13 protein-coding genes and 1 pseudogene are annotated in these 19,758 nt (G+C 39.2%); 8 read left to right on the top strand and 6 right to left on the bottom strand.

The features are described 5' to 3' along the window. Positions 1-76 precede the first annotated feature (76 nt). The 5 genes and pseudogenes from AC4PG5_RS04490 (at position 77) to AC4PG5_RS04470 (ending at position 6,092) form a co-directional block, all read left to right on the top strand. The gene (locus tag AC4PG5_RS04490; protein WP_492030247.1) at positions 77-2,404 is read left to right on the top strand and encodes a transglycosylase domain-containing protein; all 2,328 of its coding nucleotides are present in this window, start codon (positions 77-79) and stop codon (positions 2,402-2,404) included. A gap of 3 nt (positions 2,405-2,407) precedes the next feature. Next, a pseudogene (locus AC4PG5_RS04485) lies at positions 2,408-2,713 on the top strand (2-amino-4-hydroxy-6-hydroxymethyldihydropteridine diphosphokinase); the annotation flags it as partial. 81 nt (positions 2,714-2,794) lie between these two features. Beyond that, the gene (gene kdsB / locus AC4PG5_RS04480) at positions 2,795-3,556 is read left to right on the top strand and encodes a 3-deoxy-manno-octulosonate cytidylyltransferase (RefSeq protein WP_492030682.1); all 762 of its coding nucleotides are present in this window, start codon (positions 2,795-2,797) and stop codon (positions 3,554-3,556) included. Further along, positions 3,553-4,836 (top strand): M16 family metallopeptidase, encoded by a 1,284-nt coding sequence (locus AC4PG5_RS04475; RefSeq protein WP_492030246.1) that lies wholly within the window; start codon positions 3,553-3,555, stop codon positions 4,834-4,836. Before kdsB ends, AC4PG5_RS04475 begins: the two co-directional genes overlap by 4 nt. Before the next feature lie 89 nt (positions 4,837-4,925). Then, on the top strand, positions 4,926-6,092 hold the full coding sequence (locus AC4PG5_RS04470; protein WP_492030245.1) for a phosphatidylinositol-4-phosphate 5-kinase: 1,167 nt from the start codon (positions 4,926-4,928) through the stop codon (positions 6,090-6,092). A gap of 241 nt (positions 6,093-6,333) precedes the next feature. On the opposite strand, the gene AC4PG5_RS04465 is transcribed toward AC4PG5_RS04470, so the two are convergent. Both AC4PG5_RS04465 and AC4PG5_RS04460 read right to left on the bottom strand, forming a co-directional pair. Further along, complete coding sequence (locus AC4PG5_RS04465; RefSeq protein ID WP_492030244.1) at positions 6,334-7,056, bottom strand: porin family protein; 723 nt, start codon at positions 7,054-7,056, stop codon at positions 6,334-6,336. Between the two features lie 30 nt (positions 7,057-7,086). Then, entirely contained in the window at positions 7,087-8,841 is a 1,755-nt protein-coding gene (locus AC4PG5_RS04460) for a LysM peptidoglycan-binding domain-containing protein (RefSeq protein ID WP_492030243.1), read from the bottom strand. Positions 8,842-9,002: 161 nt separating this feature from the next. Here AC4PG5_RS04460 and uvrA point away from each other — a divergent pair, with 161 nt between their 5' ends. The 3 genes from uvrA to AC4PG5_RS04445 all read left to right on the top strand — a co-directional run bounded on the left by uvrA (position 9,003) and on the right by AC4PG5_RS04445 (position 14,204). After that, positions 9,003-11,837: an excinuclease ABC subunit UvrA gene (gene uvrA / locus AC4PG5_RS04455; RefSeq protein ID WP_492030242.1), complete on the top strand. Its 2,835-nt coding sequence runs from the start codon at positions 9,003-9,005 to the stop codon at positions 11,835-11,837. Positions 11,838-11,996: 159 nt separating this feature from the next. Then, on the top strand, positions 11,997-12,476 hold the full coding sequence (gene ybaK / locus AC4PG5_RS04450; RefSeq protein WP_492030241.1) for a Cys-tRNA(Pro) deacylase: 480 nt from the start codon (positions 11,997-11,999) through the stop codon (positions 12,474-12,476). Between the two features lie 63 nt (positions 12,477-12,539). Continuing rightward, complete coding sequence (locus AC4PG5_RS04445; protein WP_492030240.1) at positions 12,540-14,204, top strand: peptide MFS transporter; 1,665 nt, start codon at positions 12,540-12,542, stop codon at positions 14,202-14,204. Between the two features lie 972 nt (positions 14,205-15,176). Here AC4PG5_RS04445 and AC4PG5_RS04440 read toward each other — a convergent pair. The 4 genes from AC4PG5_RS04440 to AC4PG5_RS04425 all read right to left on the bottom strand — a co-directional run bounded on the left by AC4PG5_RS04440 (position 15,177) and on the right by AC4PG5_RS04425 (position 19,750). Beyond that, the gene (locus AC4PG5_RS04440) at positions 15,177-15,671 is read right to left on the bottom strand and encodes a GNAT family N-acetyltransferase (protein WP_492030239.1); all 495 of its coding nucleotides are present in this window, start codon (positions 15,669-15,671) and stop codon (positions 15,177-15,179) included. 237 nt (positions 15,672-15,908) lie between these two features. Then, entirely contained in the window at positions 15,909-16,763 is an 855-nt protein-coding gene (locus AC4PG5_RS04435) for a DNA/RNA non-specific endonuclease (protein WP_492030238.1), read from the bottom strand. 71 nt (positions 16,764-16,834) lie between these two features. Then, positions 16,835-18,892, bottom strand: a complete 2,058-nt coding sequence (locus AC4PG5_RS04430; RefSeq protein WP_492030237.1) for a DUF6359 domain-containing protein — start codon at positions 18,890-18,892, stop codon at positions 16,835-16,837. A gap of 21 nt (positions 18,893-18,913) precedes the next feature. Next, the gene (locus tag AC4PG5_RS04425) at positions 18,914-19,750 is read right to left on the bottom strand and encodes a DUF5689 domain-containing protein (RefSeq protein ID WP_492030236.1); all 837 of its coding nucleotides are present in this window, start codon (positions 19,748-19,750) and stop codon (positions 18,914-18,916) included. Positions 19,751-19,758: the final 8 nt, after the last annotated feature.

Raw genomic sequence — 19,758 nt, 5'->3', positions numbered from 1 at the left:
TTGGCGTGTGAGGGATTTTATTTAACTTTGCGCTAATTATAATAAGCTTTAAGACTGTATTTATTTTAATTAGAGTATGATAAAAAAGATAATAAAGAGTCTCTGGATATTGTTTGCAGTAGGCGTATTGCTATGTGTCGTTGTTTTTGCTTCCATCTCTTATGGATGGATAGGTTATATGCCTCCTATTGAGGAATTAGAAAATCCTAATTATAAATTTGCTACGGAGATTCTTTCTGAGGATGGGAAAACGCTTGGGACGTGGTCGTACAGCAAAGAAAATAGAGTGTACACCGGTTATGATGAATTATCGCCTAATGTCATCAATGCTCTTGTTGCTACAGAAGACGTGCGTTTTGCTGAGCATTCGGGGATTGATGTTAAAGCTCTCTTTCGTGCGCTGATTAAACGAGGATTATTCTTTCAAAAAAATGCAGGTGGAGGTAGTACCCTTTCCCAGCAGTTAGCTAAACAGCTTTATACGGAGAATGTGGCTAAAAACACGTTACAGCGTTTGCTTCAAAAGCCGATTGAGTGGGTGATTGCCGTAAAGTTGGAGCGTTATTATACTAAGGAGGAAATTTTGAGCATGTATCTGAATAAGTTTGATTTCTTAAATAACGCAGTAGGCGTCAAGACTGCAGCATATACTTATTTTGGCTGTGAACCTAAAGATCTTAAACTAGAGCAAGCTGCAACATTGATTGGTATGTGTAAGAATCCTTCTTTATATAACCCGGTTCGCTATAACGAACGTTCGCGTGGACGTCGTAATGTTGTACTTGACCAAATGCGTAAAGCGGATTATTTGACGGAAGAACAATGTGATTCTTTACAAGAATTACCTCTTAAGTTAAATTATCATCGAGTAGATCATAAAGAAGGATTGGCTACTTATTTCCGTGAATATTTACGTGGAGTGATGACTGCTAAGAAGCCTGATAGAGGAGATTATAGATCTTGGCAGATGCAGAAGTATTATGAAGATTCTTTAGATTGGGAGACGAATCCTTTATATGGTTGGTGTGAGAAAAACCACAAGAAAGATGGTACTCCCTATAATATATATACAGATGGGCTGAAAATTCACACGACCATTAATTCACATATGCAACGTTATGCTGAAGAAGCAGTTAAAGAACATATTGGAGAATATCTTCAACCATTATTTTTTAAAGAAAAGAAAGGACGGAAAAAAGCCCCTTATAGCAACCAACTCACTCAAGAAGAGGTGGATGCTATATTGAATAAAGCCATGAAACAATCGGATCGATATCGCATCATGAAATCTGGCGGAGCTTCTGAATCTGAAATTAGAAAAGCGTTCAATACTCCTGAATCTATGTCTGTTTTTAGTTGGGAGGGGGAAAAAGACACTATAATGACTCCAATGGATTCTATTCGCTATTATAAATGTTTCTTGCGTGCCGGATTTATGTCGATGAATCCCAAGAATGGTCATGTGAAAGCATATGTTGGTGGACCTAATTATACTTATTTCCAATATGATATGGCTATGGTTGGACGCCGTCAAGTCGGATCGACTATAAAGCCTTATCTTTATACCTTGGCAATGGAGAATGGATTCTCTCCGTGTGACCAAGCAAGACATGTCGAACAAACTCTTATCGATGAAAATGGGCAACCGTGGTCACCACGCAACGCTAATAAGAAACGTTATGGTGAGATGGTGACATTGAAATGGGGATTGGCAAACTCAGATAACTGGATTACGGCTTATTTGATGAGTAAGTTGAATCCTTATGCTTTAGCCCGATTAATTCATAGCTTTGGCGTACGGAATAAGGATATTCAACCGACCGTTTCACTTTGCCTTGGCCCATGTGAGATCTCTGTAGGCGAGATGGTCAGTGCCTATACAGCGTTTGCTAATCGAGGAATTCGTGTGGCACCGTTGTTTGTAACGAGTATTGAGGATAACGAAGGTAATGTGATCGCTACCTTTACTCCACAAATGAAAGAAGTTATCAGTACGACTAGCGCATATAAGATGCTTGTAATGTTGCGTGCAGTTATTAATGAAGGAACTGGTGGACGCGTTCGTCGTTATGGAATTACTGCCGATATGGGAGGAAAGACGGGAACCACTAATCGTAATTCTGATGGTTGGTTTATGGGATTCACGCCTTCACTTGTATCTGGTTGTTGGGTCGGTGGTGAAGAACGTGACATTCACTTTGACACGATGACTTATGGTCAGGGAGCTTCGTTGGCTTTACCAGTCTGGGTCAAATATATGAAAAAAGTTTATGATGATCGGTCATTAGGTTATAGTCAGAAGGAAGAATTCCAACTGCCTGAAGGTTTCGATCCATGCAATACTTCGGAAATACCTGATAGTGATATTCCGGAAGAAACTGGTTTGGATGATTTATTTAACTAATAAATGAGTCAATGTCTCATAGCTATAGGAAGTAACTATCGGCGGCGGGAAAATATGCTTTCTGCGCGCGACAAGTTGGAGAAGATGTTTCCTTCTATTTGTTTCGCTCGTGAAGTAGATACTGTTCCGATTGAGTTTAAAAATCCGGCTTTATTTTCCAATCAAGTTGCGGTGTTTTCTATTGATGAGACGCTTGCGACTATTCAGCAGAAACTAAAAACCATTGAAAAAGAAATAGGTCGTTGTTCTGAGGATAAATTGGTTGAGAAAGTTTGCATTGATATCGATTTATTGGCTTATGACGGTCATATTTTAAAAACGGACGATTGGGATAGAGATTACATTGTCACGGGGTTAAAGGAACTAAAGAATAAAATAATATTATATCAGATGAAATTTCTAGGCATTATACCTGCTCGCTACGCTTCCACGCGTTTCCCGGGCAAACCACTCGCTTTGTTAGGAGGAAAAACGATGATTCGTCGTGTATACGAACAAGTTTCGGATGTGCTTGATCATGTTGTTGTGGCTACTGACGATGAGCGTATAGAAGAAGAAGTGCTATCTTTTGGAGGAAAAGTGGTGATGACTTCACCCGATCATAAGAGTGGCACCGATCGTTGTTATGAAGCTTTTACGAAGGTTGACGGCCATTTTGATGTTGTCGTTAACATTCAAGGTGATGAACCTTTTATTCAGAAACAACAATTAGAAGCGATCAGATCTTGTTTCGAGGACTCGACAACTCAGATTGCTACATTAGTTAAACCGTTCACATCTGCAGATTCTTTTGCTGCATTGGAAAATGTTAATTCCCCGAAGGTTGTGGTGAATCGTAATTTTAATGCTTTATATTTTAGTCGTTCTATCATACCGTATCAACGAAATCAAGATCAAAAAGTATGGTTAGCTAACCATACTTATTACAAACATATTGGTTTGTATGCTTATCGTTCGAATGTTTTACGAGAAATCACTAATTTGCCTCAATCGGCATTAGAGTTAGCTGAATCATTAGAACAACTTCGTTGGCTCGAAAATGGATATACGATAAAAGTTGGTTTGAGTGATGTGGAAACAATCGGAATTGATACCCCTGAAGACTTAAAGCAAGCAGAAGATTTTTTAAGAAAAAAAACAGATCAAGAATGAATCGTACGATACAACCCGATATTCAAACTTTAGAGACCATTCATCTTGCTTTACCCCAGCGACAGACTTTACCTAATGGCATTCCGCTGACGATTCTTAATGCCGGATCACAAGATGTGGTACGTATTGATATCATTTTCTCGGCAGGGCAATGGAATCAGTCTCAAAAGTTGCAAGCTCTTTTTACGAATAGAATGTTACGCGAGGGTAGTCGTTCTTATTCAGCTGCAATGATTGCCGAAAAGCTCGACTATTATGGTTCATGGCTTGAGTTATCTAGTGGTGCTGAGTATTCTTATATTACGCTTTATTCTTTGAATAAATACGTTTCGGAGACGTTACATATCATCGAATCTATCATCAAAGAACCTCTTTTTGGAGAAAAAGAGTTGAACACATTGGTTGATGCTAAAGTACAGCAACATTTAGTCAACCGGACGAAAGTTGATTTTTTAGCTCATCGCCAGCTTCTTAATGCCCTCTACGACCCTTCTCACCCTTGTGGTAAATTGGTTGAAGAAGAAGATTTTCGGGCGATTACTCCTGAGGTGTTGAGAGATTTTTATAGCGAACATTATCACTCTTCCAATTGCGCAATATTTGCTGCCGGCAAAGTGACCGATGATACTCTTCGCTGTATAACCGATATTTTTGGCTCTTCTTTTGGTGAAAGGCGTGCTCAGACATTGAAAATTGATTATCCTTTTTATAGCAGTTGTGAAAAACGCATCTTTGTGGAACGTGAAGATGCTTTACAGAGCTCCATAAAGATGGGTCTTACTACAATTACCCGTCATCATCCGGATTACCTTAAACTTCGTGTTGTGAATGCTATTTTCGGAGGATATTTTGGTAGTCGGTTAATGTCGAATATCCGTGAAGAAAAAGGCTACACGTATAATATTAATTCAGGCATAGCTTTCTATCCCGGTAGTGGATTATTTGTTATTTCTACCGAAGCCGATAATGACTATGTTGAACCGATTATTAAAGAAGTTTATCACGAGATTGACAGACTACAGCAAGATTTAGTTAGCGTGGAGGAGTTGACTCTTGTTCGTAATTATATGTTAGGTGAGATGTGTCGCACTTATGAATCTCCATTTTCTATTCTTGATGCTTGGATTTTTATATACACATCAGGAGTCGATATGAATTATTTCTCTAACTCCTTAGAGGCTTTAAAAACCATAACCCCGAATGAAATCCAAGAATTGGCTTTACGTTATTTATGTAAAGAGAGTTTAAAAGAAGTCATCGTGGGTAAAAAGATGTCATAAAACAAGGGCGTAGAGTCCGGTTTTTAGATAGAAATTCTATCTTTGTCGAAAATGAGATAGATCGTTTTATAATTGAAAAAAAGAAATCCATGAAATTTAAATATTTACTCACAGCATTTGCGTTAGTATGTGTCACCCATAGTAACCCTGTTGTAGCACAAAATAATAACCTGTTTGAGAAGTTCAAAAACATATTTTCTTCCGAAATTAAAATTGGAAATTACACCTTTAAAGATGGTAGCGTTTATACCGGAGAACTGAAAGGAAATAAACCGAATGGTAAAGGTAAAACGGTTTTTAAGAATGGAGATGTCTATGAGGGAGATTATGTGAAAGGTAAACGACAAGGTTTTGGTATCTATGCTTTCCCAGACGGTGAGAAATATGTTGGACAGTGGTTTCAAGATCAACAGCATGGTAAAGGTATTTATTATTTTATGAACAACAATCGTTATGAAGGGATGTGGTATCAAGACTATCAACATGGTAAAGGTACGATGTTTTATCATAATGGCGATTTGTATGAAGGCAATTGGGTTAATGATAAACGTGAAGGTGAGGGAACATATACTTGGGCCAATGGTGCACAATATAGCGGTCACTGGAAAAACGATAAAAAGAACGGGCAAGGAACGATGAAATGGGATGACGGATGTATTTACGTTGGAACATGGAGTAATGATGTTCGCCATGGAAAAGGTGTTTTTGAGTATACTAATGGCGATAAATATGACGGAGATTGGAAGGATGATATACAGCACGGTCGAGGAACTTACTTTTTTCATACGGGCGATCGTTATGAGGGAGCTTATGTTTTAGGGGCACGTACCGGACAAGGAAGTTATTATTATGCCAATGGTGATAAATATGTTGGAACATTTAAGGATGGCATTCAAGAAGGTGAAGGTTCTTTCTTTTGGGCCAATGGTGCTGTGTATGAAGGCCAATGGAAGAATAATGTTCGTGTAGGTCACGGTAAATATAAATGGAGTAATGGGGATCTTTATGAAGGCGAATGGAAAAATAACCGACCGGATGGGGAAGGAGTCATGACGACAATTGCCGGAGTACAATATAAAGGACAGTTTAAAGAAGGACTTGAAGATGGACATGGCGTTCAGACTGATAAGAATGGAATTGTATATGACGGGTTCTTCAAACAAGGTCAACGTCATGGGTCATTTGTTGAGAAAGATAAGGATGGAAATCTTATTCGAAAAGGTATTTACAAGATGGGGCATCCTGAAAATGTGTAAATCATCCATTCGAATTAACATGTAGATGGCCATCTGAAACGTTCTTTTAATAAAAGGTCATTGATCATCTTCATGCATATTAAAACAAGAAGGAGTCAAAATGTAACTCGTTACATTTTGACTCCTTCTTGTTTTATAGTAACTACATTTTAGTCTTGTGGATGATATAACTAGTCATGTTGTCCTTTGTTTTAACTTGCTGTAAAGTCCGTCCTAAATTGAAAAACGACCATTGCGGTCGTTATTTCTTTAAATCAAATAGATAAGTGACTTTCGCCGTTAACGTACTATGCGCAGCTCTTGAAAAATAATCCTTTTTAGTTGTGCCCATAAAGTCTGATAATGCAAAATAATAGCGTCCTTCTATTAGAAAACTGCCAAGCTTTGCTGTTTTTAGTTCCAATCCCAATCCTCCTGTAATTCCATAATCGAATTTATTATCGGCTTTGTTGGTATAGATGGCTTGTTGCGTTGATGTCAAAGTCCATTGATCGAGAGATGGACTAATCGATTCCTTTTCAGAGAGCAAAAAACCGATTTGTGGTCCGGCATTAATAAAAAACTGAAATCCTCGGTCTTTCCCGAAAGCCAAGTGAGCAAGAAACGGAATATCAATATAATTCATCTTTCGGACATACGAACGTGTATTGTCCTTTATGGTTTGGCCGTTAGCATCTGTCGTTTCAAACAATTCGCTCCATCCTCGTTGTGAGTAGTTCAATTCCACTTGTGCTCCACAGATCATTGCGAAATACTTCTCAGAGATATAGCGTACTGTGATTCCTCCGGTTAGTCCGGTCATCGTTTGCTGTTTTATTTTATACTGGAAAGTTGCATTGTTGAAGTTTACTCCTCCATTGAATCCAATAGCCAGATTCTGACGTTGTTCCCCGATTTGGGCAAAAGTTTGTAATGAACAAAATGCAAGCGAAGCCGCAAAAAATAATCTTCTAAGTTTTACCATCTGATTTATTGATGTAGATATTTTGAGTTATTATTCAAAATCGAGTTTGACCAATTCATAATTCCTTGTAAAACGTACAAAGAATGCTTTTTTATTGACGAATCCTCCCCAGTTGTTTACCCGTTCGAAGTTAAATCCGGTTTGTATAGGGGTGACATCCACTCTATTGAGATTGCTTTCGAAAGTTGATCCGAACCGATTAAGTCCTTTGATAAAGAAGAATCCGGTGTCAAATCCAAGCATGGCATATTGTGGATAACAGTTAGGCAACATATCTTTACTATACCATTTGTGGTAAGCTTTTGTGAAGTGTATGGCTGCCGGAAATAGATTGTTCGTATAAAATGATGAGTAGAAATAGGTGTCTAAATCGAAGAAAGTTTCTAGGTGGTCTTTCGTATAAGTCTGCCACTCCGGATACCCAAATAAATGAATGTTCATTTCAGGAAACTCTCTAACTAATAGGGTTAACTGAGGTAGGGTTTTAATCAAGATGATATTATTTCCCGAAGTTGGAATGAAAATATTCTGCTTGTCAGCACGTATCGCATTTTTGAGAATATCGGTTGTAGCTGTTTCACTCACGTTTTCGATACTAATTTTATTGCGTCTCAGTTCGGCTTTAAGTCCTTTGATGAACTCTTCCTTATCTTTGTCGACTTGACTAGGATGGATAAAAATGACATGAGCGTTAGAGAATTGACGAATGAAATGTTCGTAAACCTCAGAGTAAAGGTACGACTGTGGGGTATTAATTTGATAAAGATTAGGGTAATTAAAGACCTCGTTAACTTTCGATGAGAAAGGAATAACCAAACGAATATTATTGGCTTTGGTAAATTCTGCCAAAGGCTTGATGTGTTGCGATTGTGCCGGGCCTATAATCAAGTCCATCTTTTTAAGCTCTTCTTTAGCTAAGATGCTTTGCAACGAAGTTTGATCCTTCGCACAATCGTAAACGTGAAGGTCGATAGAAATACCCATCTGTTTCAAGCTGTCCACTGCTATGAGGAATCCTTCATAATATTCCACCATTCGTCTGTCTTCTGTAAAAGGAAGGAGCAAGGCTGTTTTGACGGTACTGAGTGACTTAGGTGCCACCTTGTTTTGACTAAAGAGCTCTGTGTTAGTTGGTGGAAGCAGATCCTTGGTTGCCTCTCCATTACTTTTGGCTGTCGGGTAGGAAATACAAAGAAGCTGTCCCTTTTTTATGCCATTCTTTAATTCAGGATTTGCTTTTATTAGTTCGTCTTGTGTAATTCCGTATTGGCGACTTACACTAAAAATAGTCTCTTTCCGGCTGACGCGATGCATTTCCTTGCATTTAGACTGTACCGGACCTTGAATATTATTTTTGACTCCTTCGCTAACCACAGTCGTATCAGTATTGCTTTGATTCAATGGGATGCGGATGACCTGACCAATACGGAAATTATCTGCGCTTAAGCCGGGATTTGCTTCACAAATGGTTTTAGCAGAAACTTTGTAAATTGTGGTTAGACGATATAATGTTTCTCCGGACTGGATGGTGTGGAACGTTTCTCCATTTAAATTGACTTTCTTTCTAGGAATTTTTATGGTTTGCCCAGAATATATCTTTTCTTCACATCCTGGGTTTAAACGGATAATATCAGATGTGGTGACATCGTACATGTTTGAGATAGAATATAGGCTTTGCCCTTTTTCTATGGTATGAAGAAAGTAGGATTGATTTTCTTGAGCCTTGCAAAAAAATGAGGCACTTATTACGATTAAAAATAAGATAATTCTTCTAGTTGCTTTCATTTAAGTTCAAACGTTTAGTTTCGAATTTGTGCAACAAAGGTAAACATTCTGCCCTGAATTTTAGGTATAATTGCGTTAAGAAAATAATAATAACCCTTGTAAACGTTTATATTTTCGACTGGAAACATTAATTTTGCAGATTATAGATTTCGATAATACGTATGCAAGAAACTGAATATATAAACGTTTATGGCGCACGCGTCCATAATTTGAAAGATATTGATGCGGAGATCCCAAGAGATAGTTTGACTGTGATTACCGGATTGAGTGGGAGTGGTAAGTCGTCTTTGGCCTTCGATACCATTTTTGCTGAAGGACAACGGCGATATATTGAAACCTTTTCGGCTTACGCTCGTAATTTTCTAGGGAACTTGGAACGTCCTGATGTCGATAAAATCACTGGATTGAGTCCGGTGATCTCTATCGAACAGAAGACCACGAATAAGAATCCACGGTCGACCGTAGGGACGACCACTGAGATCTACGATTATCTACGTTTGCTTTTTGCCCGTGCCGGAATGGCCTATTCATACCTTTCGGGCGAGAAGATGGTGAAATATACCGAAGAGCAGGTACTCGACCTGATCTTAAAGGACTATCATCATAAGAAGATTTATATGCTTGCTCCGTTGGTTAGGGCTCGAAAAGGACATTATAAAGACCTCTTTGAACAAATTCGACGTAAGGGCTATCTATATGTTAGGGTAGATGGCGTGATTACTGAAATAACTCACGGGATGAAACTCGATCGCTATAAGAATCACGATATAGAAGTGGTGATTGATAAGTTAGTTGTCGAAGATAAAGACGACAAGCGATTGAAACAGAGTGTGTCGACGGCTATGCGTCAAGGTGATGGACTATTGATGATTCTTGAAATGGGAGCGGATCAAGTCCGGCATTACAGTAAACGATTGATGTGCCCGGTCACCGGATTGTCCTATCGAGAACCGGCGCCTCATAACTTTTCATTTAACTCGCCACAAGGAGCTTGTCCGAAATGTAAAGGTCTAGGCGTGGTTAATCAGATCGATATCGAGAAAGTGATTCCGGATCAAGAACTTTCTATTCATGAAGGAGGAATTGCTCCTTTAGGAAAGTATAAAAATGTGATGATCTTCTGGCAGATTGCGGCTTTGCTTGAGAAATATGAAATATCACTGAAAACGCCTTTGAAAGAGTTCCCTGAAGAAGCACTCGAGGAGATTCTTTATGGCTCTGATGAGCGACTGAAGATTAAAAGCTCGTTGATTGGAACATCTTCCGACTATTTTGTGACTTATGAAGGGGTAGTGAAGTACATTCAAATGTTGCAAGAGAAAGATGCTTCGGCTACCGCTCAAAAGTGGGCGGAACAATTTGCTAAGACGGCGGTTTGTCCCGAATGTAAAGGAGCAAAACTGAACAAGGAAGCGCTCCACTTCCGGATGCATGACAAGAATATTAATGAGTTGGCGTGTATGGATATCAGTGAATTGTATGTTTGGTTGGAACAGGTCGATGAGTTCCTAACCGACAAGCAGAAAAAGATCGCTGCCGAAATCTTAAAGGAGATTCGTACGCGACTGAGATTTTTGCTGGATGTGGGTTTGGATTATTTGTCTTTAAATCGAAGTTCAGTGAGCTTGTCGGGTGGAGAGAGCCAACGTATCCGGTTGGCTACACAGATTGGGTCACAATTGGTCAATGTGCTTTATATCCTCGATGAACCGAGCATCGGACTTCATCAGCGCGATAACTTACGACTGATTAATTCATTGAAGGCTTTACGCGATATTGGCAACTCGGTGATCGTGGTTGAACATGATAAAGATATGATGATGGCGGCCGATTATATCATCGATATGGGACCTAAAGCAGGACGTCTTGGGGGAGAAGTGGTGTTTGCCGGTACTCCTCAAGAAATGGTGCAGACCGATACCTTAACGTCGCAATATCTCAACGGACAAAAGCAGATTGAAGTACCTGAGAACCGTCGCAAAGGGAATGGGCATTCTCTCTGGTTGCGTGGCGCTAAAGGTAATAATCTAAAGAACGTCGATGTCGAGTTTCCTCTAGGTCGCCTGATTTGCGTGACCGGAGTCTCCGGAAGTGGAAAATCGACGTTGATTAACGATACATTACAACCGATTCTTTCACAACGTTTCTATCGCTCATTGCAAGATCCCTTGGAATATGATTCGATTGAAGGACTCGATTTTATCGATAAGGTTGTCAATGTAGATCAGTCGCCTTTAGGTCGCACGCCGCGCTCTAATCCGGCCACTTATACCGGAGTCTTCTCCGATATCCGTAATCTGTTCGTTGGCTTACCGGAAGCTAAGATTCGTGGTTATAAGCCTGGTCGCTTTTCGTTTAATGTTTCCGGTGGACGATGTGAAGCGTGTTCGGGTAATGGGTATAAGACGATTGAAATGAATTTCCTGCCTGATGTTTATGTGCCTTGTGAAATCTGTCATGGTAAACGTTACAATAGAGAAACGCTTGAAGTGCGTTTTAAAGGAAAATCTATTGCGGATGTTCTGGATATGACCATTAACCGTGCGGTCGAGTTTTTTGAGAATGTGCCGCAAATCCTGAACAAGATTAAAGTGCTTCAAGATGTCGGTCTTGGTTATATTAAGTTGGGACAATCGTCTACCACACTATCGGGTGGAGAGAGTCAACGGGTGAAGTTGGCTACAGAACTTTCTAAGAAAGATACGGGGAAGACGTTGTACATTCTCGATGAGCCGACCACCGGATTGCATTTTGAAGATATTCGGGTACTCTTGAAAGTGATCAATCGTTTGGTCGATAAAGGCAATACGGTGATTGTTATTGAACACAATCTGGATGTGATAAAAGCCGCCGATTATATTATCGATATGGGACCTGAAGGTGGTAAGGGTGGAGGAGAGTTACTGAGCTTCGGCACTCCGGAAGAAGTTGCCCAAAGCTCGAAAGGATATACCCCACGGTTTCTTCGTGAAGAATTGGCCTTATCTTATAAATAAACTCTTTCGAGAACGATCGATTGCTTCGGTCTAAATCGATCGTTCTCGAAAAGAAAGATAGAACTTATTGCTTCTTTTTAGCGTCCTTGATGAATTTAATTTTGTCAAGGGCTTTTTTTTTTATATTTTTGCTCAGCAAAATAAAAATAGACTGACAAAATGAAAATAAATAAGACAAATGTGGCTCGATTGCTCGATAAAGCAAAGGTCGCTTATGAGCTCATCCCATACAATGTGGATGAAAACGATCTGAGTGCCATACATGTAGCCGAAAGTTTGGGTGAAGACATCGAACAAGTCTTCAAAACTTTGGTCTTACACGGCGACAAAACAGGCTATTTTGTTTGTGTCATTCCGGGTGATCATGAAGTAAACTTGAAGTTGGCTGCTAAAGTCTCCGGTAATAAAAAATGTGATTTGATTCCAATGAAAGAATTACTGCCGTTGACCGGCTATATTCGTGGTGGATGTTCACCTATTGGAATGAAAAAACACTTCCCGACTTACATCCATTACACTGTCGATCAATTCTCTTATGTTTACATTAGTGCTGGTATTCGAGGTTTACAAATAAAAATCGCTCCAAACGATCTGATTCGTGAATCTAGGGGCGAAGTTTGTGTCTTGTTTGAGTTGTAGATTCATAAAAAAGCATATATTTGCATCAATTAATCATTTTACTAATCTAATATTTAATTACGTATGTTTGAAGGACAACCGAAAGGTTTATACGCTCTGGCATTAGCCAATACGGGAGAGCGTTTTGGGTACTACACAATGCTTGCGATATTTACCCTGTTTTTGCAAGCAAAATTTGGTTATACAGCATCAGAAACATCTACCATCTTTGGTTCTTTTCTTGGTTTTGTATATTTCATGCCTTTGATTGGAGGTATATTTGCTGATAAATGGGGTTATGGAAAAATGGTTACCATTGGTATCGTAGTCATGTTTATCGGTTATTTATTATTAGCTATACCAACAGCCGCTAACTTGTCGGGTAAGATTATGATGTTTGGTTCATTGGCTTTGATTGCTTGCGGAACAGGTTTGTTTAAAGGTAACCTGCAAGTGATGGTCGGTAATCTTTATGATGCACCCGAATATCGCTCAAAGCGTGATACAGCCTTTAGCTTGTTCTATATGGCTATTAATATTGGTGCGTTGTTTGCGCCAACAGCAGCCACTAAAGTTACGAACTATGTCTTGGGACATGCAGGGTTGACTTACAATCCTCAAATTCCTTCGTTGGCTCATCAATTCTTGAATGGAACAATTAAACCTGAAGGTGCTGATTTGTTGAACAACTTGCAAGCTGCACAAGGTTTTGCCGGTGATACCACAGCTTTCTGTAACACTTATATTGAAAAGTTGTCTGAGGCTTACAACTACGGTTTTGCCGTCGCTTGTATTTCGCTAATTGCTTCAATGATTATCTATATCGTTTTCCGTTCGACATTCAAACATGCTGATTATAATTCTAAACAAGCAGCGGTGAATGGTCATCAAGAACCTGCTTTGAGCGCATCTGAGACTAAAGATCGTATTGTGGCTTTATTGTTAGTGTTTGCTGTGGTGATTTTCTTCTGGATGGCTTTCCATCAGAACGGTTTGACCATGACTTTCTTTGCACGTGATTATACCGTACAATCGGTTACCGGAATGGATCGTCTTGGTTTCCAAGTGATGAACTTGGTGATGATCATCATCATGGTTTATGCCGGATTCTCATTGTTCCAATCTAAGACCGGTAGAGGAAAGATGATTTCGGGCGTGGCTATTCTAGCGGCTTTTGGTCTATTAAGCTATATGTATTCTTCTATGGACGAAACCGTAACTATTCTTCCACAGATCTTCCAACAATTCAACCCATTCTTCGTGGTTGCTTTGACACCGTTCTCATTGGCTATATTTGGTCATTTGGCTAGAAAAGGTAAAGAACCTTCTGCACCTCGTAAGATTGGTATCGGTATGGTGATTGCAGCTTGTGGTTTCTTGTTATTAGCCTTTGGATCATTTGGATTGCCTACACCTTCTACGGTTGAAGCAGGCGGTATCGATTCTAATCAGTTAGTTTCTACTAATTGGTTGATCTCGACTTATCTGGTTCTGACTTTTGCTGAGTTGTTACTTTCACCAATGGGTATCTCGTTTGTTTCGAAAGTGGCTCCTCCTAAGTATAAAGGTATGATGATGGGAGGCTGGTTCGTTGCTACGGCTATCGGTAACTATATGGTTGCTCTTATCGGTTACTTGTGGGGCGATATGGAACTTTGGATGGTATGGAGCGTACTTATCGTATGCTGTTTGCTTTCTGCTTTGTTCATCTTCTCTATCATGAAGAGATTGGAAAAAGTGGCCAAGTAAGAAGTCTATTTCGACCGGAGGATAGAATTGAATCTACTATCCTCTGCGTTTAAAATAAAAGAAAGAGTAAAATGAACCTTATGGTTTGTTTTACTCTTTTTGGTTTTAGAGTGCTTTGTCCTTGGCGTGCTTTGTTCTTTTTCATTGTTTGGTTCGGTTATTGTTTGAGTTCTCTCAGAGTTGACTTGTGGCCTGATTTTATTTAGCGTAAGCGGATAAAAAATGATTGATTAGATCAATAAAGATCAAAAGTGGATCAACCCAAATAGTTAACTGACTGAGATACGGTTGTTGTGCTGCTGGAGTACGGTCGTTGCGCTACTGAGGTACGGTCGTTGCGCTACTGAGGTACGGTCGTTGTGCTATTGAGGTGCGGTCGTTGCGCTACTGAGGTGCGGTTGTTGCGCTGCCGGAGTACGGTTGTTGTGCTGCCCGAGTACAGTCGTTATAGCGCTGAGATAGGATATATCTTTCATCCCATTTTCCTCCTCCCTAAAGATTATTGTTTTGTTGTTTATCGCACACCTCTATCACTTTTTTTCTTGAAACAACCATGAATAAGTAGATTCGGAATAGTGTGAGATCATTAAATTCCCTCATTTATCCCACACTTTGTCGTTTATCTCACACTATCCTTCACTCTTCTGACAAATAGTCGATTTTGAGGATGTTTTCCTTTATCTTTCAACAGATAATCACCTGTTTTAATATCTTATAGATTACTTAAAATGGCCTATTTGTGAAAAGAACGGTGTCGTGTGGTGAAAAAATGCGAAGATGTACGATTTTTCTGGCACAGTGTCCTAGTAAAATAGCACAATGTCCTAGTAAAATAGCGCAGTGTGCTACGAAAATAACGCAGTGTGCTAGTGAAATGGTGCAGTGTACTAGGGAAATAGCACATTGCTATAGGAGTGTGCCATTGTTTAGAATTTACCTTTGTTTAGAATTTACGCTTTTTGTACTACGAGGTTATAGTTCAATCCGCATAATATAGTCGTTCATGTAATAACCTTGTCCAATAGGGAAGTCGCCTTCTCTGTGGATGGTCATTCCCATTTGATGGTAAAAGCCGACTGCTCGATTCACTCGATTGACGTTGAGTTCCATGATGCAAGGCTCGGGGTGTAGTTGTTTAATCTCTTTTATCATGAGTCGGAATAAATCTTCTCCGCAATGTTGTCCTTGAAAATGGGGGAGGACGTAGAGTTTCTGAAGATGAAAGAGGTGCTCATCTTCTTGCTGTATCGAGGCATATCCACACAGGTCGTTTCCGCAATAAGCAATAAAATAGCGATGCCCTTGATTCATTTGTTTCTCTATGTTTTGAGGGGTATACATCCATTCCATCATATAAGTTAATTGTTCGGGCGATAGAATGTTTTGATAGGTGGCCGGGAAAACAACTTTAGCCATTTCATGAATAAGCATACGATCGGAAGAATCAGCGGGGCGAATAGTTAGCATAATATGTTAATGTCAGGGTCTCAATATAAATATTTCGTTCGACTATAGTCAAACAAATTAGCTTTACTTAACAAAGGTAATTGTTCTTGTAAAGGAAATCAATAGGAGATTAGATAAAAAGCGTTAAGGAAAGTCAGGAAAGAGGTTTCATAAACAAAAATCTCCCATAAATTAGCTATTGTAATTTATGGGAGATTTTATCAATGATTTTATCAGACGAGTGCTATGGTTTAGACGTTATAAGTTTGGCCAAGAAGATGGCTCAACTTGAGATTCAACAGCATTTTCTAATTTATCAGGAAGATTATGGAAGAAGTCAATGCCTGTTAGCTCCTCTAACTTGTCAATGGTAATCACCTGCTCAGATAGATTATAGGGGGTAGGATAAGTTTTGTGTTCAAGCCAAAATCCAATGGCTTTATATCCATTTCCTTTTTTACAAAGCAATGCCATAAAATAATATTTAGGAACAGGCTTACTTTTATCTCCGCTAATGTAAGTGAGTACTTGATTATCTTTGTCGATTGTGCCTCCTTTGGCAACATATAAAGTATCTCTAAACGTATTACTTCTTCCCCAGGTTTGAACTTTTTGTTCGAGGTTGACCCATATACCTGCATTAAAGCTGTTGCGTTGCGGACTCATATTTGAGTAGTAAAAGGTCTGTATGTTAGCTTCTATACTATAGACACGATCTTCAGAAGCGCAAATATGCCCGCGATCATATCCTTTTTGTCCAAAATCCGATTGAACACGTTGGTATTGATACGGAATAGATGGGTCTGGTTCAAAGTCCTCATTTCGTCCGGTGTTTTTTTGTCCCGTCTGATTATCAAATCGAAAAGCGACCCAGCGTGCATGTTTCTTGCTACAGTCGTATTCTAAGCTATATGTTGTCGTTTCACGCCCATTAAATCTGGTCTTATGTGAAATAAATAAATTCGATTCTCCACTTTGTAAAGCTGGAAGTTCAATAGGTCCTGCCGGAGTAGAAGGGCCAATCGGATCTTCTGAACCTTTGCTGCAAGAAGAAAAAGCAAGAATAGTTGCCAGAAAACAGGAATAGGCTAATGTTTTAAGATATTTATTCATTTTAATGTAGTGATATAGGGAAAAAAAGGGGGTTATAAGAATAACCCCCTAGTCTTTTTATAAGAATTTGATTATTTAACTTCAGAAATTTCGAAGTCATCATAATATACGAATCCGCCGCCTGCGTTGTCTTTGTAAGTTCTCACTTCAAAGCGGAATTTATCTGCAGTAGCTGGAGCTTGGATTTGGAAAGTCACTTGTTGCCATTCTGCGTTATCGGTAGAATAGGTACCAGGCTGTAGCTCTGTTTTGTTGTCTGTCAATACAGATCCGGTTGCTAGCCAAGTTGACCAAATGCGAGATTTGGCATTAGCATCATTATCTAAGAACCAATATGAAATCTTGTAGGTTTTTCCACCTTCAACTGAAACTTCTTGTTGAATCTTGAAATTACCTGATGCTGTTGGCGCAGTATGCATTGCAGAGTTTGAGCCACCATGTTTGATGTTTGTTGATTTAGTAACTCCTGTGTTATATGTGGCGTTATCCCAGCTAGCTGCTAAAGCGTCTGTCCAATTCTCAAATCCTGGATTAGCAACAAGATTACCTGTTGTTGGTTCACCTCCGCCACCAGTATTTCCTGGAACAGCTACTTTTACATTTTTAATTTCCCATGTTCCAGCTTTTGTAGTGGTGCTGATGTATTTGAATGCAATTTGTACAGTCTTACCTACGTAGCTCTTAAGGCTGATTTCTCCAGCAGGTACAAAAGTCCAGCTCGCTCCATCAGAGAATGTAGGAATAGTTAATTGTGTCCATGCGTCTTTTCCTGCTTCAGAAATCCATAAAGTAAAGTCTGTTGCATTGCTTCCTGCAAAACGGTTAACGTGATCGAATGTTAAGGTTGCATCAGAAATTTGAGATAAATCCAATACCGGAGAAACTAGCCAGCTTTCAGATGCTAAGTTTTGACCCCCAATATATGCACTTGCTTTCATATAGCTTGTAGACCATTGCCAAACGTATGTAGAACCTGTAGGTAAAGTAACGTCTTTGATTGTAAATGCACCTTGGTTGGTCGCAAATGACTCTACGTAAGCTTGATTGGCTGTTACAACAACCTTATCACTAGGAGTTGGAGGTTCTTGTCCACCACCTTGAACATCGCTTGTTCTGATGTTGTCTAAGCAGTAAGTTGCAGAACTCTTACCTCCTTGGCCAATGTATTGGAAGCCAATGAAACCAACTTTTCCGGCAAACGGAGTTAAGTCAATTGTTAAGTCTTTAGACCAAACATATGATCCTGTGATAGGAATACCTGCTACATTGATTTCTGTTTTGTTCATTACGCCGTTCACCAACTCAAGGAAGTAAACTTTTAATGAAGATGTTTCAACATAGAATGCAACGCTACAGTCGAAAAGGATCTTTTTGTCTTTTACATTATTTACAGTGAATGCAGGAGTCGCAAACCATGTTTCATAAACTTGGCCTTCTGTGGTTCCGTAAGCTGTTGCTTTGATATATTTATCTGTATTAAATACAGTTCCTTGCCATTTTCTGTTTCCTTGAACGTAAGCATTCGACCATCCTGTCAAAGCATAGTCTGTCTTGTCTACTACATTTTCAAAGTTAGCAGAGAATGTGTTTACCGGATTGGCATCAGATAGACCTAATGGATTATTTCCGTCAACAGGACCACTACCACCAATTTCCACTCCGTCAAGAATTGCTGCAGATGTTTCTTTGATACCTGCTACGCCGAAGTATTTTGTTAGCTTTCCTGAGATGATAACTGCTTTTCCTAAATTATCTGCATGATCAAGAAGGTTTAAAGCAGAACGAACGTCACCAGTTAAGAGTTGAACAGCAATACATTTCTTGTAATCTGTTTCATCTTTTGAAGCAGCAATAAGAATGTTACTGCTTTTTGTAAATGGAGCAGTAAATACAGCACTTGTTTCAATGCTGATGTCATTTACTGCACCTACAATGTATCCCATAACCCAAGCTTCCGAATTGTCTTGTTTCTTCATAGCTGATGCTATGTCGTAAGGGTTTTCTTTTGTGCCTTCGCCAGTTAGCGTGCCTCCACCCTCATTAATGTCATAAGGAGAAGGTACATCACTACAACTAAATGTGGCTAGTGCCAATACAGCCAATAAAAGGCTATTAAAAATTTTCTTCATGATTAATTAATTATAATTGAATTAGTTATTGGTTTTAATATCGTTAGCAGTTCTAGCTACAATTTGCCAAGAACTATTATAGCGGCTTAAGATACCCGTAACATTCACTTTACCGGTAGGCATGATGTCATTAGAGAAATTAGCATATGCACTTGTGCGGAAAGTCAAAGTAGTAGACTTATCCAATTCTAAAGTGCGATTAACACCATTACCTCCGTCTTTTTCTGCATCAGGTGCAAAAATGGCATCACCGTCAGCTTCCACAATTTTAACATTTTCGAACGTCACTAATATTGGAGCTTTATCTTGGTCATACGCTTTAAGTGTTTCTGCAGTGAAGATTTCTGGTGTTAGTTCTGCATAATCCAAGCTTGGTTTATCTAGAAGTCTAACATGTTTTTGCCAAGTTGCAAAATCCATGCGTCCAATAGCACCTTGGTAGGTTGTACCTAGTTGGGCTTGTTTGCCGTATCCACCAATGTATAGGTCTTTGCAGTCAATGACAATCTTTTGACCTGCAGGACATCCGGCGTAAATACCTGTTGAATTGATTCCAACAACGATAGCTCCGGTTTCATCTTTAACGATGAGTTGTTTGTAGATATTTCCACTTTCATCATCGCCTACAACGACTGCAACAATACGTGTATCTTCCGCAATTTGCTGCAAACCGTTTGTGGAGATAATGTCTTTATATTTCGTTTTAAGATCCGCAATCGAAATGGTGCGTTCTTTATTTATATTGTTATTACCGTATGTGTTTTCTGTATTAGGAGTATCGAAATCATCCATGCAGGAAGTCAATCCAACAGAAAGTGTCAAGATGCCGGTTAATAAAATAGATGTTATTTTTTTCATATTACTTG

This window comes from Bacteroides sp. QWL-09 (assembly GCF_058683585.1).
This window is presented reverse-complemented; position numbering and strand designations above follow the sequence as displayed.

Excerpts from the sequence above, each read along its gene's own strand:
- AC4PG5_RS04490 (WP_492030247.1), top strand. The coding sequence starts at position 77 with ATGATAAAAAAGATAATAAAGAGTCTCTGGATATTGTTTGCAGTAGGC.
- kdsB (WP_492030682.1), top strand. The coding sequence starts at position 2,795 with ATGAAATTTCTAGGCATTATACCTGCTCGCTACGCTTCCACGCGTTTC.
- AC4PG5_RS04475 (WP_492030246.1), top strand. The coding sequence starts at position 3,553 with ATGAATCGTACGATACAACCCGATATTCAAACTTTAGAGACCATTCAT.
- AC4PG5_RS04470 (WP_492030245.1), top strand. The coding sequence starts at position 4,926 with ATGAAATTTAAATATTTACTCACAGCATTTGCGTTAGTATGTGTCACC.
- AC4PG5_RS04465 (WP_492030244.1), bottom strand. The coding sequence starts at position 7,056 with ATGGTAAAACTTAGAAGATTATTTTTTGCGGCTTCGCTTGCATTTTGT.
- AC4PG5_RS04460 (WP_492030243.1), bottom strand. The coding sequence starts at position 8,841 with ATGAAAGCAACTAGAAGAATTATCTTATTTTTAATCGTAATAAGTGCC.
- uvrA (WP_492030242.1), top strand. The coding sequence starts at position 9,003 with ATGCAAGAAACTGAATATATAAACGTTTATGGCGCACGCGTCCATAAT.
- ybaK (WP_492030241.1), top strand. The coding sequence starts at position 11,997 with ATGAAAATAAATAAGACAAATGTGGCTCGATTGCTCGATAAAGCAAAG.
- AC4PG5_RS04445 (WP_492030240.1), top strand. The coding sequence starts at position 12,540 with ATGTTTGAAGGACAACCGAAAGGTTTATACGCTCTGGCATTAGCCAAT.
- AC4PG5_RS04440 (WP_492030239.1), bottom strand. The coding sequence starts at position 15,671 with ATGCTAACTATTCGCCCCGCTGATTCTTCCGATCGTATGCTTATTCAT.
- AC4PG5_RS04435 (WP_492030238.1), bottom strand. The coding sequence starts at position 16,763 with ATGAATAAATATCTTAAAACATTAGCCTATTCCTGTTTTCTGGCAACT.
- AC4PG5_RS04430 (WP_492030237.1), bottom strand. The coding sequence starts at position 18,892 with ATGAAGAAAATTTTTAATAGCCTTTTATTGGCTGTATTGGCACTAGCC.
- AC4PG5_RS04425 (WP_492030236.1), bottom strand. The coding sequence starts at position 19,750 with ATGAAAAAAATAACATCTATTTTATTAACCGGCATCTTGACACTTTCT.